The organism is Streptomyces sp. NRRL B-1140, assembly GCF_001280065.1.
Lineage (GTDB): Bacteria > Actinomycetota > Actinomycetes > Streptomycetales > Streptomycetaceae > Streptomyces.
The window spans coordinates 32737-51798 of the sequence record NZ_LGEA01000025.1 but is presented as its reverse complement, the minus strand read 5'-3'; the positions used below and the strand labels follow the sequence as shown (position 1 = coordinate 51798).

The 19062-nt window shown below is 70.8% G+C and carries 13 protein-coding genes; 4 read left to right on the top strand and 9 right to left on the bottom strand.

Annotation, left to right across the window (positions count from 1 at the left end):
- Positions 1-112 precede the first annotated feature (112 nt).
- From ADK65_RS38410 to ADK65_RS04280, 4 genes are all read right to left on the bottom strand, one after another.
- Positions 113-289, bottom strand: coding sequence for a hypothetical protein (locus ADK65_RS38410; protein WP_158756574.1), 177 nt, complete (start codon positions 287-289; stop codon positions 113-115).
- Between the two features lie 239 nt (positions 290-528).
- A complete protein-coding gene (locus tag ADK65_RS04290; RefSeq protein ID WP_053668431.1) occupies positions 529-4347 on the bottom strand; it encodes an XRE family transcriptional regulator in 3819 nt (1272 codons plus the stop codon).
- Between the two features lie 225 nt (positions 4348-4572).
- Positions 4573-5061, bottom strand: coding sequence for a GNAT family N-acetyltransferase (locus ADK65_RS04285; protein ID WP_078955808.1), 489 nt, complete (start codon positions 5059-5061; stop codon positions 4573-4575).
- A 249-nt stretch (positions 5062-5310) separates the two neighbouring features.
- On the bottom strand, positions 5311-6732 hold the full coding sequence (locus ADK65_RS04280) for a DEAD/DEAH box helicase (RefSeq protein WP_053668429.1): 1422 nt from the start codon (positions 6730-6732) through the stop codon (positions 5311-5313).
- 238 nt (positions 6733-6970) lie between these two features.
- Here ADK65_RS04280 and ADK65_RS04275 point away from each other — a divergent pair, with 238 nt between their 5' ends.
- The 3 genes from ADK65_RS04275 (at position 6971) to ADK65_RS04265 (ending at position 10855) form a co-directional block, all read left to right on the top strand.
- The gene (locus ADK65_RS04275) at positions 6971-8191 is read left to right on the top strand and encodes a metallophosphoesterase (RefSeq protein ID WP_053668428.1); all 1221 of its coding nucleotides are present in this window, start codon (positions 6971-6973) and stop codon (positions 8189-8191) included.
- 129 nt (positions 8192-8320) lie between these two features.
- Positions 8321-9061 (top strand): class I SAM-dependent methyltransferase, encoded by a 741-nt coding sequence (locus ADK65_RS04270; RefSeq protein ID WP_053668427.1) that lies wholly within the window; start codon positions 8321-8323, stop codon positions 9059-9061.
- A 594-nt stretch (positions 9062-9655) separates the two neighbouring features.
- A complete protein-coding gene (locus ADK65_RS04265; RefSeq protein ID WP_053668426.1) occupies positions 9656-10855 on the top strand; it encodes a threonine aldolase family protein in 1200 nt (399 codons plus the stop codon).
- An 86-nt stretch (positions 10856-10941) separates the two neighbouring features.
- Here the strand turns inward: ADK65_RS04265 and ADK65_RS04260 are convergent, their stop codons facing one another.
- Both ADK65_RS04260 and ADK65_RS04255 read right to left on the bottom strand, forming a co-directional pair.
- Entirely contained in the window at positions 10942-12252 is a 1311-nt protein-coding gene (locus ADK65_RS04260) for an RICIN domain-containing protein (protein ID WP_053668425.1), read from the bottom strand.
- 101 nt (positions 12253-12353) lie between these two features.
- On the bottom strand, positions 12354-13784 hold the full coding sequence (locus ADK65_RS04255; protein WP_053668424.1) for an endo-1,4-beta-xylanase: 1431 nt from the start codon (positions 13782-13784) through the stop codon (positions 12354-12356).
- Positions 13785-14252: 468 nt separating this feature from the next.
- On the opposite strand from ADK65_RS04255, the gene ADK65_RS04250 reads away from it, so the two are divergent.
- On the top strand, positions 14253-15698 hold the full coding sequence (locus ADK65_RS04250; RefSeq protein ID WP_053668423.1) for a non-reducing end alpha-L-arabinofuranosidase family hydrolase: 1446 nt from the start codon (positions 14253-14255) through the stop codon (positions 15696-15698).
- Positions 15699-15809: 111 nt separating this feature from the next.
- Here ADK65_RS04250 and ADK65_RS04245 read toward each other — a convergent pair whose 3' ends face one another.
- The 3 genes from ADK65_RS04245 to ADK65_RS36740 are packed head-to-tail and all read right to left on the bottom strand — an operon-like array spanning position 15810 to position 19059.
- Positions 15810-17078, bottom strand: a complete 1269-nt coding sequence (locus tag ADK65_RS04245; RefSeq protein WP_053668422.1) for a cation:proton antiporter — start codon at positions 17076-17078, stop codon at positions 15810-15812.
- The gene (locus ADK65_RS04240; RefSeq protein ID WP_053668421.1) at positions 17075-18283 is read right to left on the bottom strand and encodes an acyl-CoA dehydrogenase family protein; all 1209 of its coding nucleotides are present in this window, start codon (positions 18281-18283) and stop codon (positions 17075-17077) included. Before ADK65_RS04240 ends, ADK65_RS04245 begins: the two co-directional genes overlap by 4 nt.
- A complete protein-coding gene (locus ADK65_RS36740) occupies positions 18205-19059 on the bottom strand; it encodes a thioesterase II family protein (RefSeq protein ID WP_078955818.1) in 855 nt (284 codons plus the stop codon). Before ADK65_RS36740 ends, ADK65_RS04240 begins: the two co-directional genes overlap by 79 nt.
- Between the last annotated feature and the right edge of the window lie 3 nt (positions 19060-19062).

The window sequence follows — 19062 nt, the reverse complement described above, 5'->3', positions numbered from 1 at the left end:
TCCAGTTCCCCAGGTGGAGCGAGGGCGGGGGCCTTCGCCGGGCCGCGCCGTCGCGGCGCGCCCCGGCGAAGGCCCTGCTCCACTCACTCGTCGAGCAGAGCCGGGCGGTCGCTCAGCCCTGGAGGTAGCAGTGGAACCACTCGCAGATGAGGCCGTGGCAGCACTCCGAGTCCCACCAGCAGTCCTCGTAGCGCGGAACGCAGGCCTCCTCGACGGCGGTCGTCTCGGAGTGCAGGTGCTGCTGCAGTCCGTTTCCGGCCAGCCGCTCGGCCAGGGATGTCACTGGCATCGGTTCTCCTTCGGTCGGTTGTCGAGGCCGATCGGTCGACCGGCCTCCGTGCCGGGGCAGCGGCCCTCCTGGACGCCTCTCGGCGCGGCGTGCCCAAGCCCCCGTGACCCAAGGTCTAGCGGCATACGCGTTGTTCGTTTTCGCCGCACATCACCGAACAAACGAACGCCGAACAATGGCCGCGGGGTTCGCGACCTGTCCGGGAAGAGGTCGGCGGTCGGGCCTCGGTCGCGTTGCGCTCAGCAAGGCGGCTGGTAGGTGCGCTGGGGAAAGTACCGGCGCCATTCGCCGGGGGTCAGAGCCGACGAGGTGGTGTCACAGATGCGGGCGGCGACGCGCTCGATGTCGGGGTCCCACAGCAGTGCGGTCCAGTCCTCGCTGCCGGTGGCCAGGACGCGGCCGTCGGGGCTGAAGGCGAGGGTGTCGACTGCCTTGGTGTGGCCCGTCAGAAGGATCGGTTCCCCGGCATCGCCGCGGCCGGTCAGGCCGTACAACCGCACCGTGTGGTCGGAGCTCGCGGTGGCGAGCATCCCGCCGCCGGGGGCGAAAGCGACGGCCATGACGCCGTCGGTGTAGCCGGTGAGCCGCTCCCGCGCGACCGGGTGCCGTGGAGCGGTCAGATCCCACAGCCGTACGGAGCGGTCCTCGCTGCCGGTGGCCAGGGTGCGGCCGTCGGGGCTGAACGCCACCGACTTCACCGCGTCGGTGTGGCCGGTGAGGACGGCCCGGCGTGCGGGCTGCCGCTGTGCGGTCAGGTGCCACAGGACGACCGTGCGGTTCCGGCTCGCCACGGCCAGGCCGCGGCCGTCGGGAGCGAAGACCGTGGAATCCACCGGGCTCGTTCCCCGCAGGGTGGCGAGCGGGCTGAGGTGCCGTACGTCCGTGGTGTCCCACAGCCGCACGGTGCCCGACTCGCCGCCGGTGGCCAGGGTGCGGCCGTCAGGAGTGAACGCCACCGAGTTGACATGGCCGATACGACATCGAACGGTGCTGAGCAGGCGGGGCCGCTGTGCCGCTCCCACGCTCCACAGCCGCAGTGTGCCGTCGGCGCTGACGGTGGCCAGAGTGCGGCCGTCCGGCCGGAAGGCCACCGAGTTGACGGGTCCCGTGTGGCCGGTGAGCCGGGCCAGTTCCCGGGGATGGCGTACGTCCGACAGGCTCCACAGGCGCACGGTCCGGTCGTAACTGCCGCTGGCCAGCGTCCGTCCGTCGGGGCTGAAGGCGACCGAGTAGATGGAGCTGCTGTGGCCCGTCACGGCCGGCCCGGGCAGATCCCAAAGGCGCGCGGTCTGGTCCTCGCTGCCGGTGGCCAGGGTGCGGCCGTCGGGGCTGAACGCCACCGCGTGGACGTTGTTGGTGTGGCCGGTGAAGACCGACAGTTCCCGGGCGGATCCGGAACCGGTCACCTGCCAGCGGCGTACGGTGGCGTCGGCGCCCGCAGTGGCCAGGGTACGGCCGTCGGGGGCAAAGGCCACCGCGTTGACCGCGTCGGTGTGCGTCGTGAGAACCTCCGCCGTGCGGGCGTGGCCCCGCCGGGTCACGTCCCACAGCCTCACCGTGAAGTCGGCGCTTCCGGTCGCCAGCCGGCGATCGTCGGGGGCGAACGCCACCGCTCTCACCTCACCACCGTGGCCGGAAGCGGTCGACAGCTCACGCACCCGCTCCCCCGACGCGGTCATCCGCCAGAGCCGTACCGCGTGGTCGGCATGGCCCGTGGCCAGCGTCCGCCCGTCCCGGCTGAACGCCACCGCGGTCACGGCCGCACGCACGTCCCGTTCGGCGAGCTCGCGCGGGCGCCCGGGATCCGTCAACTGCCAGACGCGGATTGCGTTACGGGCGACCGCCGCGAGTGTTCGCCCTCCGGGGCCGAACCTCAATCCAGCGATCGAGCCGGCGCCGCCCGGCAGGCGTGCCGAGATCCGGGGGCGCCGTACGTCACCGATGTCCCACACCAGCACCGTGCCGTCGTCGATGCCCGCGGCCAGCATGCGTCCGTCCGGGCTGACGGCGACGGTACGAACCAGGCCTGCGAGGCGGGGCGACGTGCTCAGCTCGCGCGGCCGGTGCGGATCCCCGGCCCGCCACAGGCGCAGCACGCGGTCGGCCCCGCCGGTGACCAGCATGCCCCCGTCGCCGCTGAACGCCACGGCGGTGACCGCCCCCGTCTGACCGGTCAGACGCGTGGCGTACGGAGTGGCGAAGGAGCTCAGGACGCTGCTGCGTGCCTCTGGAGTGGGCGACACACGGTAGGCCGCCAGGCTCAGCTGGGCAGCCAGAGCGGGGTCGACCATCCGCAGCGCCCTGGCCTTGTCGGCGGCCCGCTGCGAACTGGCGGCGTCGCGCTGCCGGTCCGCCGCCCGCTGCGCCCGCACCGCGAGGACCGCGGTCGTGGTCGTCAGCACGAGCAGGACGCTCAGCAGCGCAGTCGCCATGTGCCGGAGCCGGGCGCGACGCCGTTGTGCCGCACGTTCACCGGCCTGCGCGGCGAGGCTCGCCTCCAGGAACTCTCGCTCCTTCACCGACAAGGACGTACGGTCGAGCCCCGCTGCCGTCTCCAGTCGGGTCCCGCGGTACAGGGCGCCGGGGTCCCGCCCGAGCGCTTCCCACGACTGGGCGGCGTCGGTGAGCCGGCGCAGGGTCCGCACGGCCTCGCGGTCCTCGGTAAGCCATCCGTGCAACCTGGGCCAACAGCGGATCAGGGCCTCGTGCGCCAATTCCGCCCGCTCGCGGTCGAGCGTCAGCAGCCGCGCCTTGGCGGCACGGTCCAGTACGGCGCCCAGGCCGCCGCCGGACTCTGCCAGTCCGTCCAGCTCCGCCAGGCAAACCGGCCGTCGTGTGTCCTCCGTGCCTTCTCCCAGCGCGGTCAGCCGCAGGAACACCCGGCGGACCAGCTCCCGCTGACCGGTGTCCAGCTGCTGGTAGAACTCCTCCGCCGTCCGCGCCAGCGCGCCCTCGAGCCCGCCCGCCGCCTCGAACGCGGACAGTGTCAGCGCGTTGCCACGACGCCGCCGCCAGGTCTGCAGGAGTGCGTGCGACAGCGGCGGCAGCATCCCGGCCCGCCCCTGTGCCTGGGCGGTGAGCGTCGCCAGCAGCGCCCCCTCGACGGACAGGCCGGCCCGCTGGGCGGGCTTCGTGACCGCCCGGCGCAGCGAGTCCAGGTTCATCGGCCCGACCGGCACCTGCGCGTCGCGCATCGCCTCCACCAGCAGGGGGTGGTGGGTGCAGTGCGCGTAGAAGTCGGCCCGCACCGCCAGCGCCACCCTGCACCGGCTCCCCTCGGACGAGGCGGCTGCGATCAGCGCTTCGACGAAACGGTTGCGCTCGACAGCGTCCTGGCACAGGGTGAAGACTTCCTCGAACTGATCGACGACCAGCAGGAGATCGCCCTCCGGGCCTTCGGAAGACGCGATGGCCTGCCGCACCGCACGGCCCAGATTCTCCGGATCTTCTCTCAACTCCCCGTACAGCACCCCTGCCGTGACACCCGCCAGTGCTGCCAGCCGCACCGCGCACTCCTCCAGCGGCCGCGGCCCCGGCGTCAACACCACCGGCATGGTCGCCGGAGACCGCAGGTGCGGCACCAACCCTGCTCTCAGCAGCGAGGACTTACCCGAACCAGAAGCCCCGATCACCACCACGAACCGCTGTCGCTCCAGCCGCTCGGCCAGTTCCTCCACCAGCTGTTCCCGGCCGAAGAACCACTCCGCGTCCTCCTCCCGGAACGACCGCAGGCCCACGTACGGCGGGGGCGGGCCGGCCCCTTCCGCTCCCCCTGAGGCAGGGTCCTCCTCACCCAGGCGCACCGCCGCCTCGCGCCAACGGCGCTCCCACTCCCGCACGTCCCCGTCACAGGCACGGACGTACGCCAGCGTCACCTCCAGCGTCGGCAGCCGCCGGCCGGACGCCGCGGACGACAGAGTCGAGATCGAGTAGTGCGCCTGTTCCGCCAGTCTCCGGTAGGGCGGATTCCCGGCCTTCTGCCGCAACTGCCTGAGTCCCGTGGCGAATTCCAGTAACGGGCCGTCTTCCGTGGACAGTGGTCGCTCTTTGCGCGGCATGGCCGCACCTCCCCGTGGTTCCCCGTTCCCCCGTGTCACAGCCTGCGCGACATCCTCACATTTTCCGGGACTTGTCCGTGGGGTACCAGACGGCGCTCCGTGGCGTCGCTGAAGCCGCGGTCGGCGAACGACGCGTCTGGCCGTCGCCGTGTCGCGGCTGTCACGACGGGGCGGGGTGTGCGGCTGACCATCGATACTGGAGCTTGCGTCCCGCCGCACACCGCGTCATTCCGGAGGAATGCGGAACTCGAATTCGGGACGGTCCCACGGTACGGCGGGCGGGTTCGCGAACGCGGTCCCGGTCCGCACCGCACCGACGCGGTGGTAAAAGTCCGCTGCGGGAAGATGCGACACGACCTTGACCCGGTCCAGCCCGGCGGCCCGGGCCTCGGACTGCATGTGCGCCACGAGCAGCCGTCCGATACCCCGCCCTTGCGCTTCGTCGGCGACGAACAGCAGGTCCAGCTCCGGGGGAGCCAGGACCAGCGCATAGAACCCGAGGACCCGGCCTCCGGGCTCGTCGGCGCCGACGGCCACAAAGACGCGGTGCGCCTCGATGTAATCAGGACCGACCCGGTAGCCCGCGACCGCGGCTGCGTACTTGCCCTCGTAGGCGCCGGAGCCACGCACGAGCCGCGTGAGCCGTTTGGCATCCCGCGCGACGGCCCTCCGTATCGTGACCGGCCGGCTGATCGGAGAAGGGCGTGGACTCATCAGGTGAGTATGTCGCACAGGGACCACCATCCCGGCGGGTCGGCTGGTCGGGCAGGGTTCCCGCACAGCGCCCGGGAGCCGATCGGCCACGAGCCCGCAGGCGCGGACGGCTCCCTCGCCTGCACGCCTCCTCCTGCGCGCACGGTCACCCGTCGTCACGCCGCCCGGTGCACCCCGGCCGATCTCCGGCCCGCGTATCCGTCCAGCGGCGTGGACGAGGACACGGCCCGGCAGTCCTGGAAGCCTGTCTCAGCCGCGCCGCACTCGGGCCGCCTTGCGGGCCTCCGCGAGCTTGCGGGCCTCGCTGCTCTTGCGGGAGGACGACCTGCCGCCGGAACCGCTCTTGGCGTCCTTGGTGCTGCCCAGGCCGCCGAACGGGACGTTGTGGTTCTTGGGGCGCGGTACGGCCGGCCCGCCGTCGAGGGGCTTTCCGGAGGGGGCCTTGGCGCCGGTGATACGGCTCAGCTCCGCCTCGCCGGACCGCACCTTGGTGACCCTGGGGGTGACGTCGGCGTCCGCCATGACCTGGCTCGTCTCACGGCGCTGTCCCGGCAGGACGAGTGTCACGACGGTGCCGGAGCGGCCGGCCCGGGCCGTGCGGCCCGCGCGGTGCAGATAGTCCTTCGGATCGTCGGCCGGGTCGACGTTGACCACGAGGTCGAGGTCGTCGACGTGCAGGCCGCGTGCGGCGACGTTCGTCGCCACCAGCGCGGTGATCTGCCCGTTCTTGAACTGGGCCAGGGTCCGGGTGCGCTGCGGCTGGGACTTCCCGCTGTGCAGGGCGGCGGCTGCCACGCCGCTGGCCCGCAGATGCCGCGTGAGCTGGTCGACGCCGTGCTTGGTGTCCAGGAACAGCAGGACGCGGCCGTCTCGAGCGGCGATCTCCGTGGTCACGGCGTACCGGTCCGGGCCGTGCACGACGAGCACGTGGTGCTCGATCGCGGAGACGGCGCTGGACGAAGGGTCCACCGAGTGGACGGCGGGGTCGCGCAGGTAGCGCTGCACCAGCTGGTCGACGTCGCCGTCGAGGGTGGCGGAGAACAGCATCCGCTGCCCGTCGGGACGCACCTGGTCCAGGATCCCGGTGACCTGCGGCAGGAACCCCATGTCACACATCTGGTCGGCCTCGTCCAGGACCGCGATGCGCGTCCGTCCCAGTCGGCAGCCCTTGCGCTCGATGAGGTCGTGCAGCCGACCGGGCGTGGCGACGACGATCTCGGCGCCCTCCCTCAGCACGGCGGCCTGCCGTGCGATGGACACGCCGCCCACCACGGTCGCGAGCCGCAGCCGCAGCGCCTCGGCGTACGGGGTGAGCGCCTCACCGACCTGCTGTGCCAGCTCCCTGGTGGGCACCAGAACGAGCGCCAGCGGCTCTTTCGGCTGGGCGCGCTGCCCGGCCGTCCGGACGAGCATCCCCAGGCCGAAGGCGAGCGTCTTGCCGGATCCTGTGCGGCCCCGGCCCAGGACGTCCCGTCCCGCGAGCGCATGCGGCAGCGCCGCCGCCTGGATGGGGGAGGGCACAGTCATACCCTGCTCATCGAGCGCCCGCAGAGCCTCGGCCGGCAACCCGAGCTGGGCGAAGGACGTCGCCGCGGGCACTGCCGAAGGGGCACCCGCCGTCTCGGGCACATCGCCCTGCTGCGGGGCATCGGCACGTGTTGATTCGCTCACAGTGAGCCTTCCTCCGAAGGGACCGTACCGAGGAAGGCGCGGCACAGACGCGGCCGCCGACCAGAGACGCCCAACGGAGCACCGACACAGCGACACGGCAAAAGCGAAATGCTAGCACTGGGCACACCGCCCGGGCCTCCCGTATCGCGGGGGCCGCGCCCATGAACGCCGGCCCGGTCGGCCCGAGCCGACCGGATACAGTGCGCGAGAGAGGGCAGCCTGGCCTGGGAGGGCAAGTGTGACCGACACCGGCGACACCCGACCAGCCGGGGGTGAAGCGCAAGCGCCGCGGCAGAGCCGACTGCACCGTCTGATGCGCTACCTCCCCCTGATCACCCCCGTCCTGCTGTGGGCCGTGCCCTGCTGGGTGCTCCTGCACACCGGCCAGCATTGGCCGCTGCCTGTCACGGTGGCCGGCACTTCCCTGTTCGCCCTCGGCCTCATAGGTATGCCGCTCGCGATGGTGCGCGGCCACGGCCGGCGCCAGCAGGACCGCGCGGCGATCACCGGTGACACCCTGCTGGGCACCAGCTGGGTTCTGTTCACCTGGTCCGTCCTGCTCGGTGTCCTCCTCCGGCTCGCCCTGGCCCTGGCCGGCATCGGCGAAGGCCAGGACCGGGCCCGCGTCGTCACCTGGGCCGTCCTCGGCACGACCGCCGTTCTGCTCGGCTGGGGGTACGCCGAGGCCCGCCGGGTGCCGCGCGTGCGCCGGCTCGACGTGCGGCTCCCGCGACTGGGTCCCGGGTTGGACGGCCTCCGCGTCGTCCTCATCACCGACACCCACTACGGCCCGCTCGACCGCGCCCGCTGGTCGGCGCGGGTGTGCGAGACGGTGAACACCCTGGAAGCCGACCTGGTCTGCCACACCGGCGACATCGCGGACGGCACGGCCGAACGCCGCCGCGCCCAGGCCGTCCCACTCGGTACCGTGCGGGCCACCCGGGCCCGGGTGTACGTCACCGGCAACCACGAGTACTACAGCGAGGCTCAGGGCTGGGTCGACCTGATGGGTGAGCTGGGGTGGGAGCCGCTGCGCAACCGCCATCTGCTGCTCGAACGCGGAGGCGACACCCTCGTGGTCGCCGGCGTGGACGACGTCACCGCCGAGTCCTCCGGACTGGCAGGGCACCGCGCCCACCTCGCCGGAGCCTTGGACAACACCGATCCGGAGCTGCCCGTTCTTCTCCTGGCACACCAGCCCAAGTTCGTCGACCGGGCGGCAGTGGCCGGCATCGACCTCCAGCTTTCCGGCCACACCCATGGCGGTCAGATCTGGCCTTTCCACCACCTGGTCCGCATCGACCAGCCCGTCGTGGCGGGCCTGAGCCGGCACGGCAGCCGCACCCTCCTCTACACCAGCCGCGGCACCGGCTTCTGGGGCCCGCCGTTCCGCGTCTTCGCCCCCAGCGAGATCACCCTGCTCGTGCTCCGCTCCCCGCACCTGCCCACCTCGCCGTAGCACCAGGGCTCGTCCGGCAGATCATGGGCCGAGCCGGAGCCGGACCGAGGCGAGAGCCGGCCAGTGCCCCAACCGGCCAATGCTCCCGTCGTGTTGACCGCCCACCGCAGACGGTGCTGGAGTCGGCACGTGGACAGCATCCCCGCCAACCGGCGGCTCTGGAACCGGATCAGCAGCGCCTACCAGCACGAGCACGACCCGCAGATCGGCGCCGCACCCCGGCTGTGGGGCATGTACTCCATCCCCGACGCGCACCTGCACGCCCTGGGCGACGTCACCGGCAAGCGCGTCCTCGAACTCGGCTGCGGCGCCGGCCAGTGGTCCAGGGCGCTCGCCGCCGAGGGCGCCACGATGGTCGGGCTCGACCTGTCCGAAGCCCAGCTCGCCGCAGCGGCCCGGACGATGGGAGCGGTCCGCTACCCGCTGGTGCAAGGCGCCGCCGAACAACTCCCCTTCGCGGCCGACAGCTTCGACCTGGTGTTCTGCGACTTCGGTGGGCTCAGCTGGGCGCCCCCGCACCTGGCCGTCCCGCAGGCCGCACGCGTCCTGCGCCGAGGCGGGCGCCTGGTGTTCAACGTCGCCAGCCCATGGTTCGAAGCGTGCTACGACGAGGCCGCCGGCCGCGTGACCACGACGCTGCAGCAGGACTACTTCGGGCTGAACACCATCGCCGAAGACGACGGCGCGACCAGCTATCAGCTCACCTACGGCGGCTGGGTCAAGGTCCTGCGCGGCGCGGGTCTCCTCATCGACGACCTCATCGAGCCGCGGCCCGAAATCGGAACACCCAACGGCTACAACGAAACCGACCCTCCCGACTGGGCACACCGCTGGCCGGCGGAACTGCTCTGGGTAACCCGCAAACCGTGACTTCTGCGCGGCTCCACCTTCTCGGCCGGCCGGCGGCCAAGGACTGGCATCTGCCGGACACCGCAGCCGGGTCGGGCATCGATGAGGCTCAACTGGGCCTGCGGCTGGAGTCCGCGGGCTTCGGCCTCCTGCTCCGCCGGGATGTCCTGGACGCATACCGCAAGCAGGAGCGAACCCGGAATCAACGGTGGGTGAGCGTGCGGCCCCACGGTTCCCGGATCCATCGCAAGTATCCGACGAGGTCGCTTCCCGGAGCCGAACAGGCGTCGGCAGACCCCTCGATCCGGAAAATGTGCGGCCCGGGCACGCTCTTACAGAAAAATTTGCGGTGATCCATTGACCGGGACCTAGGCGCCCGGTTAGAAAGTTCATCTTCAGGATCTCGATCAGTCAACTTCCTGCTCGTGGCTGTCGGCTTCACCGCGTACTGCCTGGTGGACGGCTTCGCCACGTTCCTCGCGGTCGCCTGTGCCATCGCGGTCCTGGAGACCTCGGCGGGCGTGCTCAAGGCAGCGCCGGCCTGAGCGGACCGGCCGGCGACCGTCCGGACCACATCCGTCACACCTGTCCGACCGAAACAAGTAGGCGAGCACCATGACCGTACAGCGACGACACGACCCGGACGAGCGCGGCTTCGCCAGCGACAACTACGCGGGCGCGCACCCCGAGATCCTGGCGGCGATCGCCCTGGCCAACGGTGGCCACCAGGGCAGCTACGGCGCCGACGTCTACACCGAGCGCCTCCAGGACGTGGTGCGCGGCCACTTCGGTCCCACCGCGCACACGTACCCCGTCTTCAACGGCACCGGCGCGAACGTGGTCGCGCTGCAGACCATGCTCGACCGCTGGGACGCCGTGGTCTGCGCCGAGTCGGCCCACATCAACGTCGACGAGGGCGGGGCGCCCGAGAAGGTCGCCGGGATCAAGCTCCTGACGGTGCCGACATGGGACGGCAAGCTCACGCCTGAGCTGATCGACCGACAGGCCTGGGGCTTCGAGGACGAGCACCGGGCCCGGCCCAGGGTCGTCTCGATCGCCCAGTCCACCGAGCTCGGCACCTGCTACACGCCGGAGGAGATCCGTGCGATCTGCGACCATGCGCACGACCTCGGCATGCTCGTCTACCTCGACGGCGCCCGGCTCGCCAACGCCGCCGCCACGCTCGGCGTGTCCCTGCGTGAGATGACCACCGACGCCGGCGTGGACGTCCTCTCGCTCGGCGGCACCAAGAACGGGCTGCTCTTCGGCGAGGTGGTGATCGTGCTCAACGAGGACGCGGTGCGCGGCATGGCTCACCTGCGCAAGTCGAGCATGCAGCTGGGCTCCAAGATGCGTTTCGTGTCGGTGCAGTTCGAGGCGCTGCTGGGCGGCGACCTCTGGCTGCGCTCGGCGGCCCGCTCCAACGCGATGACCCAGCGGCTGTACGAGGCGGTGCGCCGGCTGCCGGGCCTGGAGATCGTCCGCCCGGTGCAGGCCAACCAGATCTTCGCCGTCCTGCCGCCGGCCGTCACCGAGCGTCTCCAGAAGCGCTTTCGCTTCTACACCTGGGACGAGCAGGCCGGCGAGGTCCGCTGGATGACCTCCTTCGACACCACCGAGGCCGACGTGGACGCCTTCGCGGCGGCGATCGCGGAGGAGCTGGCGGCGGAGCAAGGCCGGACGCCGGCGGGCGCACTGTCCATGGCCGAGCGGGAGGAACTGGTGCAACTTCGTCGCAGGGTCCGCGCGTTGGAAGAGACGATCGAAGGGCTGGCGAAGGAGCCTGCCTCCTCCGCGAACGGCAAGACGAAGTAGCCGCCTGAGCAGGGCTTCACAGGTGAGGGCCCTGCCCCGACGAGGTGGAGCCAGGATCGTCCTGGCTCCACCTTGGTGCCGGCCCGTCACTGGAACTGTGCGAAGAACCTCCAGATCTCTGCCTTGGTCCAGGTGGTGACGCCGCTTTCGCCGGAGGAGCCGTCGACCGGACCGGGCAGGTGGCCGCCGTCGAACGCGGCCCATTGGACCGGGTACCCGGCGCGGCAGCCCGAGTAGGTGGTGGTGATGTGCGTCCGGCTGCCCGGTGCGGGCTCTCGCGGGCTCTGGGGGGTGCAGCCGTTGTTGGCGACGAACCTGTCGCGCAGGGACCGCCCTTGCCCGATGCCGAGGACGGAGTCACTGATGCCGTGGATCCCGAAGTAGGCGATGGGCTGGGTGCCACCGCTGCACCCGCTGATCTGAGCGCCGGAGATGACCGCGACGGCCCTGAAGACGTTCGCCCGGCTGCACGCGACGGCGTAGCTCATACCGCCGCCCCAGCTGAATCCCGTGGCGAAGCGCTGTGCCGGGTTGACGCAGAGACCGCCCTCGATGCGCCGGATCATGTCGTCGACGAAGGTGATGTCCTCGTTGCCCGTGTTGGCCCAGCCGTTGCCAAGGCCCTGGGGGGCGACGAGGATCGCGGTGTTGTTCGACTGTTCCTGCTGGCCGTAGTAGGACCAGGCGTTCCCGCTCGTGCCGCCCGAGGCGACGTCACCGGCGGTTCCGCCCCGCCAGTGGAAGGCGAAGATCAACCGGTAGCGGTGGTTGTTGTCGTAGTTGGGCGGAACCCTGAGGATGAAGCTGCGGCTCTTGCCGCCGCTCTGGATCGTGTGCGTCCCGCTCGCCAGGGCGGGGGCGACGCCGCATCCGCCGCCACCGCCGCCGCCACCGGACGACAGCTTGACCATCTGCCATTGCTGGTTGGTGCCGCCCCAGTCGGTGTACTGGACGACGTTGCCGCCGTCGGCCGTGGAGGCTCCCTGCACCTCCACCGCCTTGCCGCTGGTGCGGTTGATCAGCCGGACATGGCCCGCGTCGGAGTCGGCCAGGCGGAACTGCTGGTTGGCTCCGTTGTGGTCGGCCCACTGCTGGATCGCCGCGCCGTCCGCGGTCGAGGCGCCGGCCACGTCGAGGACCTTGTCCGAATGCCGGGCCTTGAGGCGGTAGAAGCCGCCGCCGGAGTCGACGAAACGCCACTGCTGGTTGGCTGCGTCGTTACGCGTCCACTGGCCGACCCGCGCGCCGTCGGCGGTGGATGAGCCGGAGACGTCCAGCGCCTTGCCGCTGTTGCGATTGACCAGGACGTACCAGGCATTGGTGTCCACCGTCGCCGCCTCGGCGGGCGAGGGGTTCACCGCGACGAGCATGCCGATCGCCAGGGTCGCCGCCACCACGGCGGCGACCCTCGACCACCAGCGGTGTTGCCGTGCAGGGGCGGGAGGAACCGCACTATCGGTCTTCATCGATTGACCCTTTCGCCTCTGGACAGGTTTCCTCAGGTGCGGGTCCAGCGTTGGTTGCCGGCGTTCGAACAGGTGTAGAGCTGGATCAGCGTGCCGTTGGCGGTGCCTCCCGAGACGGCGTCGAGGCAGAGGCCGGACTGGACGCCGACGATGGATCCGTCGGAGTTGAGGCGCCATTTCTGGTTGTCACCGCCCCAGCAGCTGTAGATCTGGACTTTGGCGCCGTTGCCGCTGCCGGCGGCGTCCAGGCACTTGTCGCCGTAGACCCTGAGCTCACCGGCGGCGGTGTACGTCCACTGCTGGTTGGTGCCGTTGTGGCAGTCCCACAGGTGGAGCTGGGTACCGTCGGCGGTGCTGGTGCCGGGCACGTCCAGGCAGCGGCCCGAGCCCACTCCCTTGATCGTTCCGCCGCCCGGAGGGGGCGTGGAGGTGCCGCCGTTGAGGGCGTTGAGTACGGCGGTGTAGGCGGGCTTCTTGCTGCCGTTGTCGTTGAACAGCAGCGGTGTCTGCTCCCGACGCCAGGAGTCGCTGTCGCGCACACCCCAGACGGTGATGCCGAGGCAGCGCGGGACGGCGAGACAGTCGTTGGTCACGTTGGCGTAGGTCGTGGCCGAGGCGCCCTGGATGTCGAGTTCGGTGATGGCCACATCGACGCCGAGGGCGGCGAAGCTCTGCAGGGTGGTGCGGAAGTTGCTGTTGTACGGGCTGTCGTTGTTGAAGTGCGACTGGAAGCCGACGCAGTCGATCGGCACGCCGCGCTGCTTGAAGTCCCGGACCATGGCGTACATGGCCTGGGTCTTGGCCCAGGTCCAGTTCTCGACGTTGTAGTCGTTGTAGCAGAGCTTGGCGGCGGGGTCGGCGGCGCGCGCGGTGCGGAAGGCGACCTCGATCCAGTCGTTGCCGGTCCGCTGCAGATTGGAGTCGCGCCGGGCTCCCGAACTGCCGTCGGCGAAGGCCTCGTTCACGACGTCCCACTGGGCGATCTTGCCTTTGTAGTGAGCCATCACGCCGTTGATGTGGTTGATCATCGCTTGACGCAGGGCGCTGCCGCTGAGGCTCTGCATCCAGCCGGGTTGCTGGGAATGCCAGGCCAGGGTGTGGCCGCGCACCTGCTTGCCGTTCTGCACCGCCCAGTTGTAGACGCGGTCGGCGGCGGCGAAGTTGAACTGACCCCGCTGCGGTTCGGTGGCGTCGATCTTCATCTCGTTCTCGGCCGTCACCGAGTTGAACTCACGGCCCGCGATCGCGGTGTACGCCGAGTCGCCCAGTCTGCCCGAGGCGATGGCGGTGCCGAAGTAGCGGCCGCTCTGCGCCGCCGCGGCGCCGAGCGTGTTCTCGGCGGCGTGTGCGGCCGGCGGCGCGGCCAGTGCGGCGACCACACCGAGGACGCCGACCACCAGCGCCAACAGCAGGCCGCGGATCTTCCGGCGGACAACCGGTCCGGGTAGGGCGTACGAGCCCATGACTGTGCCTCCAAGGTGGACATCACGGAAGGAGCGAAGTGCGCGGACGAGACCCGGCCGGCCGGGGTGAGTGACGCACGGCGGTCACCGCAACGTGACGGGGTGGCGCGCGTTTTCGGCGCACGGTTCGTGATTTCGAACCGCTTCCGGTTCCTCAGACAGGGATGTTGAGGTGTTGACGATGCATCGTCAATACTCACAGCAAGAGATGTTTCGTTTAGGCGATCGAAACTTTCTGAACCAGGCACCGGTCCGGACGACCCCCAGCTTCCTTTACGCAGACGCCCGAGGCGCTGTTTGTGGACAGATCGGCGATAGACCTTGACCGGACGGCTCCGCATTCCTAGCTTGTGGCGTCAAAGCTTCCGGGAATTCAGCGAAACATTCGAGATTACCTGCCTCCTGGCAGCCCGCTCTGCGGTTCACCGGGGTCACCCCACCCCCGTCCCTCCCCTAAGGAGCGCCCTCATGCGTCCAAGACGCTTACTCGCCGTGCTCGCGCCCTTGATGCTCGTGGCCGCCTTCCTCGGCGCCCAGCCCGCCGCCGCGGCGACAGTGGACCCCAACGCCTCGTATGTGCTGGTCAACCGCAACAGCGGCAAGGCCCTGGACGTGTACAACATGGCGACCGGCGACGGGGCCCGCATCACCCAGTGGTCCAGGAACGATCAGAACCAGCAGCAGTGGCAGTTCGTCGATTCCGGGGGCGGCTACTACCGCATCAAATCCCGCCACTCGGGCAAGGTCCTGGACGTCCACAACCAGTCCACCGCGAACGGGGGCTCCATCGTCCAGTGGACCGACCTGAACGCCGCCAACCAGCAGTGGCGGCTGGCCGACAGCTCTGACGGCTACGTGCGGCTCGTCTCGCGGCACAGCAACAAGGCCCTCGAAGTGCAGGGCGCCTCCACCGCCGACAACGCCAACGTCGTCCAGTACGACGACTGGGGCGGCACCAACCAGCAGTGGCAGCTCGTCAAGGTCGGCGGCGGCACCACCGGCCCGTGCGACCTTCCGTCGACGTACCGCTGGACGTCGACGGGCGCGCTGGCGCAGCCCAAGCCGGGGTGGGTCTCACTCAAGGACTTCACCGTCGCCCCCTACAACGGCAGGCAACTCGTCTATGCGACGACGCACGACACGGGGACGCGCTGGGGTTCGATGAACTTCGGCCTGTTCGGCAACTGGTCGGACATGGCCTCGGCAAGCCAGAACGCGATGTCGACCTCCACCGTCGCGCCCACTCTCTTCTATTTCGCGCCGAAGAACATCTGGGTGCTCGCCTACCAGTGGGGCGGGACCGCCTTCTCCTACCGGACGTCGAGCGACCCCACCAACCCGAACGGCTGGTCCTCCCAGCAGGTGCTCTTCTCCGGCAGCATCGGTGACTCCGGAACAGGCCCCATCGACCAGACGCTCATCGGCGACGGGACGAACATGTACCTGTTCTTCGCCGGTGACAACGGCAAGATCTACCGGGCCAGTATGCCGATCGGTAACTTCCCGGGCAGCTTCGGCTCGACCTCGACCGTGGTGATGAGCGACACGAAGAACAACCTGTTCGAAGCCCCGCAGGTCTACAAGCTGCAGGGCCAGAACCGCTACCTCATGATCGTCGAGGCGATCGGTGCGCAGGGCCACCGCTACTTCCGCTCGTTCACGGCCACCAGTCTGAACGGCTCGTGGACACCCCAGGCCGCCACCGAGGGCAATCCCTTCGCCGGCAAGGCCAACAGCGGCGCCACCTGGACCAACGACATCAGCCACGGCGAGCTGATCCGCACCAGCCCCGATCAGACCATGACCGTCGATCCCTGCAAGCTGCAGTTGCTCTACCAGGGGCGCAGCCCCAACTCGGGTGGCGACTACGGCCTCCTGCCCTACCGTCCGGGTCTGCTGACACTGCAGCGCTGACGGCCCTGGAAACAGTGCCAGGCCGGGAAGCGAGCGCTTCCCGGCCTGACCGTGTGCCGGCCCCGGCCAGGTCCGACCGGGGTTCGGTCCTGCCCCCGTGCCACCGGTGTTTCACCTGGGTGGAACGGGGGTCATCGCCGTCTCGGCGTTCCGGCCGGGCCGGGTCACCGTCCCCCTGTCGTTCCGCACACACCGGAGCAGCGGACCCGTCATGGCCGTGGTGAGTACGGCCACCACGACGAGCACCGAGTAGAACTCCTCGTCGATGAGGCCCATCTGCAGCCCGACCGTGAGGATGACGACCTCGGTGAGGCCACGGGTGTTCATCAGGACCGAGATGGTCAGTGCCTCGTCGCGGTGCAGGCCCGACGTCCGGGCGCCGACGTAGGCGCCCGACATCTTGGTGGAGACGGCCACCGCCAGGGCCGCCAGCAGAAGGCCCAGGCTCGAGGCGTCGAACGCGGCGAGGTCCACCCCGGTGCCCGCCACCACGAAGTAGACGGGCAGCAGCACCTGTGTGCCCGCCTGCTCCATCCGGGCCATGACCTCGGCACGCAGCCGGGCCAGACCGGCCCTGGGCATCACGGCACCGAACGCGAAGGCGCCGAAGATGAAGTGGACACCCAGCCATTCCGTGGCCGCGCAGGAGGCCATGAGACCGGTGGTCACCATGAGGAGTGCCCGGGCCGGCCGATCCTCCTCGGCTTTCCGAGGCCGCAGGAGCCGGGCCATGGCCGGGCGCACGACGCAGACCAGCACCAGCAGGTACACGGGGACCAGCGCCACGCGCCACTGGCCGGCGGTACCGAAGCAGGCGACGACCACCGCGAGCAACACCCACGCGACCAGGTCGTTCACGGCAGCCGCTGCCATGGTGCGCCGCCCCACGGCCGTGCGGTTCAGTCTCCGGTCGGCGAGGATCCGCGCCAGCACCGGGAACGCGGTCACCGACAGGGCCACACCCGTGAACAGCACGAAGCCCGCACCCCCCGACGGCCCGTGCTCCGCGGCGAAGGGCAGTGCCACGAGGCAGCCGCCCACCAGGGGAACCAGCGTGGAGCCCGCCGCGACGTGCAGTGTGGTCCGTCCGCCGTCGCGGAAGAAGGAGGGGTCCATCTCGTAGCCGATGACGAACATGAACATCGCCAGGCCGACCTGGGCGAGCGCTCCGAGGAGCGGGCGCACACCGTCGAGCGGAGCCGTCTCCCCCCACGGGCCCCAGGTGGTGGACAGCAGTGTGCTGCCGAGCAGGATCCCCGCGACGATCTCGCCGACCACGGGCGGCTGTCCCACCTTGCGGGCCGCCGTCGCGAACAGCCGGGCCAGCCCCAGAACCACCGCGAAGGCGAGGAAGAAAGCGGCGGCCTCGTCCCCCTTCACGCTCCCTCCCGGGCGCCGCCGCGCGCGGCGGGTGAGTCCGGCCCGGACCTGAGGACGGCACGTCCGATGAGGTCGCGCATCACCTCGCTGGGGCCGGCGGCGAGGGTGGCCGCCCGCGCGTCCCGGTAGGTGCGGGCGGCGTCGGAGGAATCGAGGTAGCCCTGCGCCCCCTGCAGGTGCAGGCCCGCGTCCGCCATCCGGCAGGCCAGCTCGGTCGTATGCAGTTTGGCCATGGAACACTCGGTGGCCGGAAGGTCGCCCTGCTCGTACAGCCATGCGGTGTGGTGGACGAGCTGCCGGGCGGCGGCCAGCTCGGTCGCCAGGTCCGCGATGCGGTGGGCGGGCGCCTGCCGTTCGGCCGGCGTGCCGCCGGAGAGCCGGCGTTCGGTCAGGCAGCGGCGGGTGTCGTCGAGACAGCGGTCCATGCCGCCCAGCGCCAGGACGGCCGCGACGAGCCGTTCCAGTTGCAGCCCCCGCATCAGGTAGTAGAAGCCGGCGTCGACGCGCCCGATGACCCGGTCCGCCGGTACGCGGACGTCCTCGTACGCCACGGTGGCCGTGCCGGCCGCGCGCCAGCCCAGCGTGGGGGTCGGTGTGGTCGTAAGGCCCGGCAGGCCGGAGTCGATCACCAGGAGGGACAAGCCGGTCGTTCCGTACGGCCCGGTGCCGGTGTCGGGTGAGGTGCGCACGGCGACGACATGGAAGTCCGCCGCTGTGCCGTTGCTGACCATCGTCTTGACCCCGCGCACCACGAAGTGGTCGCCGTCCCGTTCCGCCGTGGTGGTCAGCCCGGAGAGGTCGGCTCCGGTGCCGGGTTCCGTGATCGCCAGGGCCGCCACGCGCTCGCCTGCGACAGCGGGGGCCAGGTAGTCGCGTTGCAGTCCGGGCCCGCCGGCCAGGGCGAGGTAGTGGGTGGCCATGTACGCGTGCACCGAGATCGCTGCCCGCAGGCCGCCGAATCCCGTGCGCCCGAGCTCCTCCAGGAACACCACCGACGTGAACAGGTCCCGCTCGCCGCCGCCCGCGCCGCGCGGATGCAGCAGCCCGAGAAGGCCCTGCTCGCCCAGTGACTTCCACAGGGAGCGCGGCAGGCGGCCCTCCTGGTCCCAGGCTGCCGCGCTCGGCATCACCTCGGCCGCCAGGAACTCACGGGTACGTTCGCGGAACGTCGCGTGGTCGGCGGTGAAGTACGGGGATCGCACCATTGGCTCTCTTCCTTTTCGTCTGCCCGCCGGGCGATCTCGCCGCACAGCAAGGAGCAGACGTCGTCGGCCGAGTCGTGGGGAAAGAAGTGGCCCCCGGCCACCCCGTGGCTGCGGAAGCCATGGGGTGCCAGAGACCGCCAGGCCGTCACAGCGGCTCGGGGTGCGACCTCGTCGTCGACTCCCCAGAGGGTCGTCACCGGTACGGGAACGGGCCGGGCGGGGCCCTGCGGCCAGGTTTCCGCCAGCCGGAAGTCCGCGCGGAGCGTGGGCATGAGCACCCTCATCAGTGCGGAGTTCGCCAGGACCGGTGGCGGTGTGGCGGACAGCCGGGCCACGTGCTCGACGAACCGCGCGTCGGGCAGGTCATGGATCAGGGGCGGTTCGCCGGTGGTACCCGGCGCCCGGCAGCCGGAGATGACGACGCGTTCGGGAGCACGGCCCAGGGGCCGCGTGACCGTCTCGTACACCAGCATGCCGCCCATGCTGTGGCCGAAGAGCACGTACGGGGAGGCGATCTCCTCGGCCAGCGCCTCGCGGAACGCGGCGGCCAGCGGGCCCCAGCGCGCGTACGGACGTTCGCGGATGCGGCTCTCCCGGCCGGGCAGCCGGACGGCTACGAGCTCCACGTCGTGGGGGAGCCGGGCCGCCCACGGCGTGAACACACCGGCGCCGGCGCCCGCGTACGGCACGCACACCAGCCGGAGCCTCGCGCCGGGCCGGGGGGCGGGGCGATGGAACCACAGCGCCGTCGGTCCCCGCGCCGTCGCGTCGGTCATGGA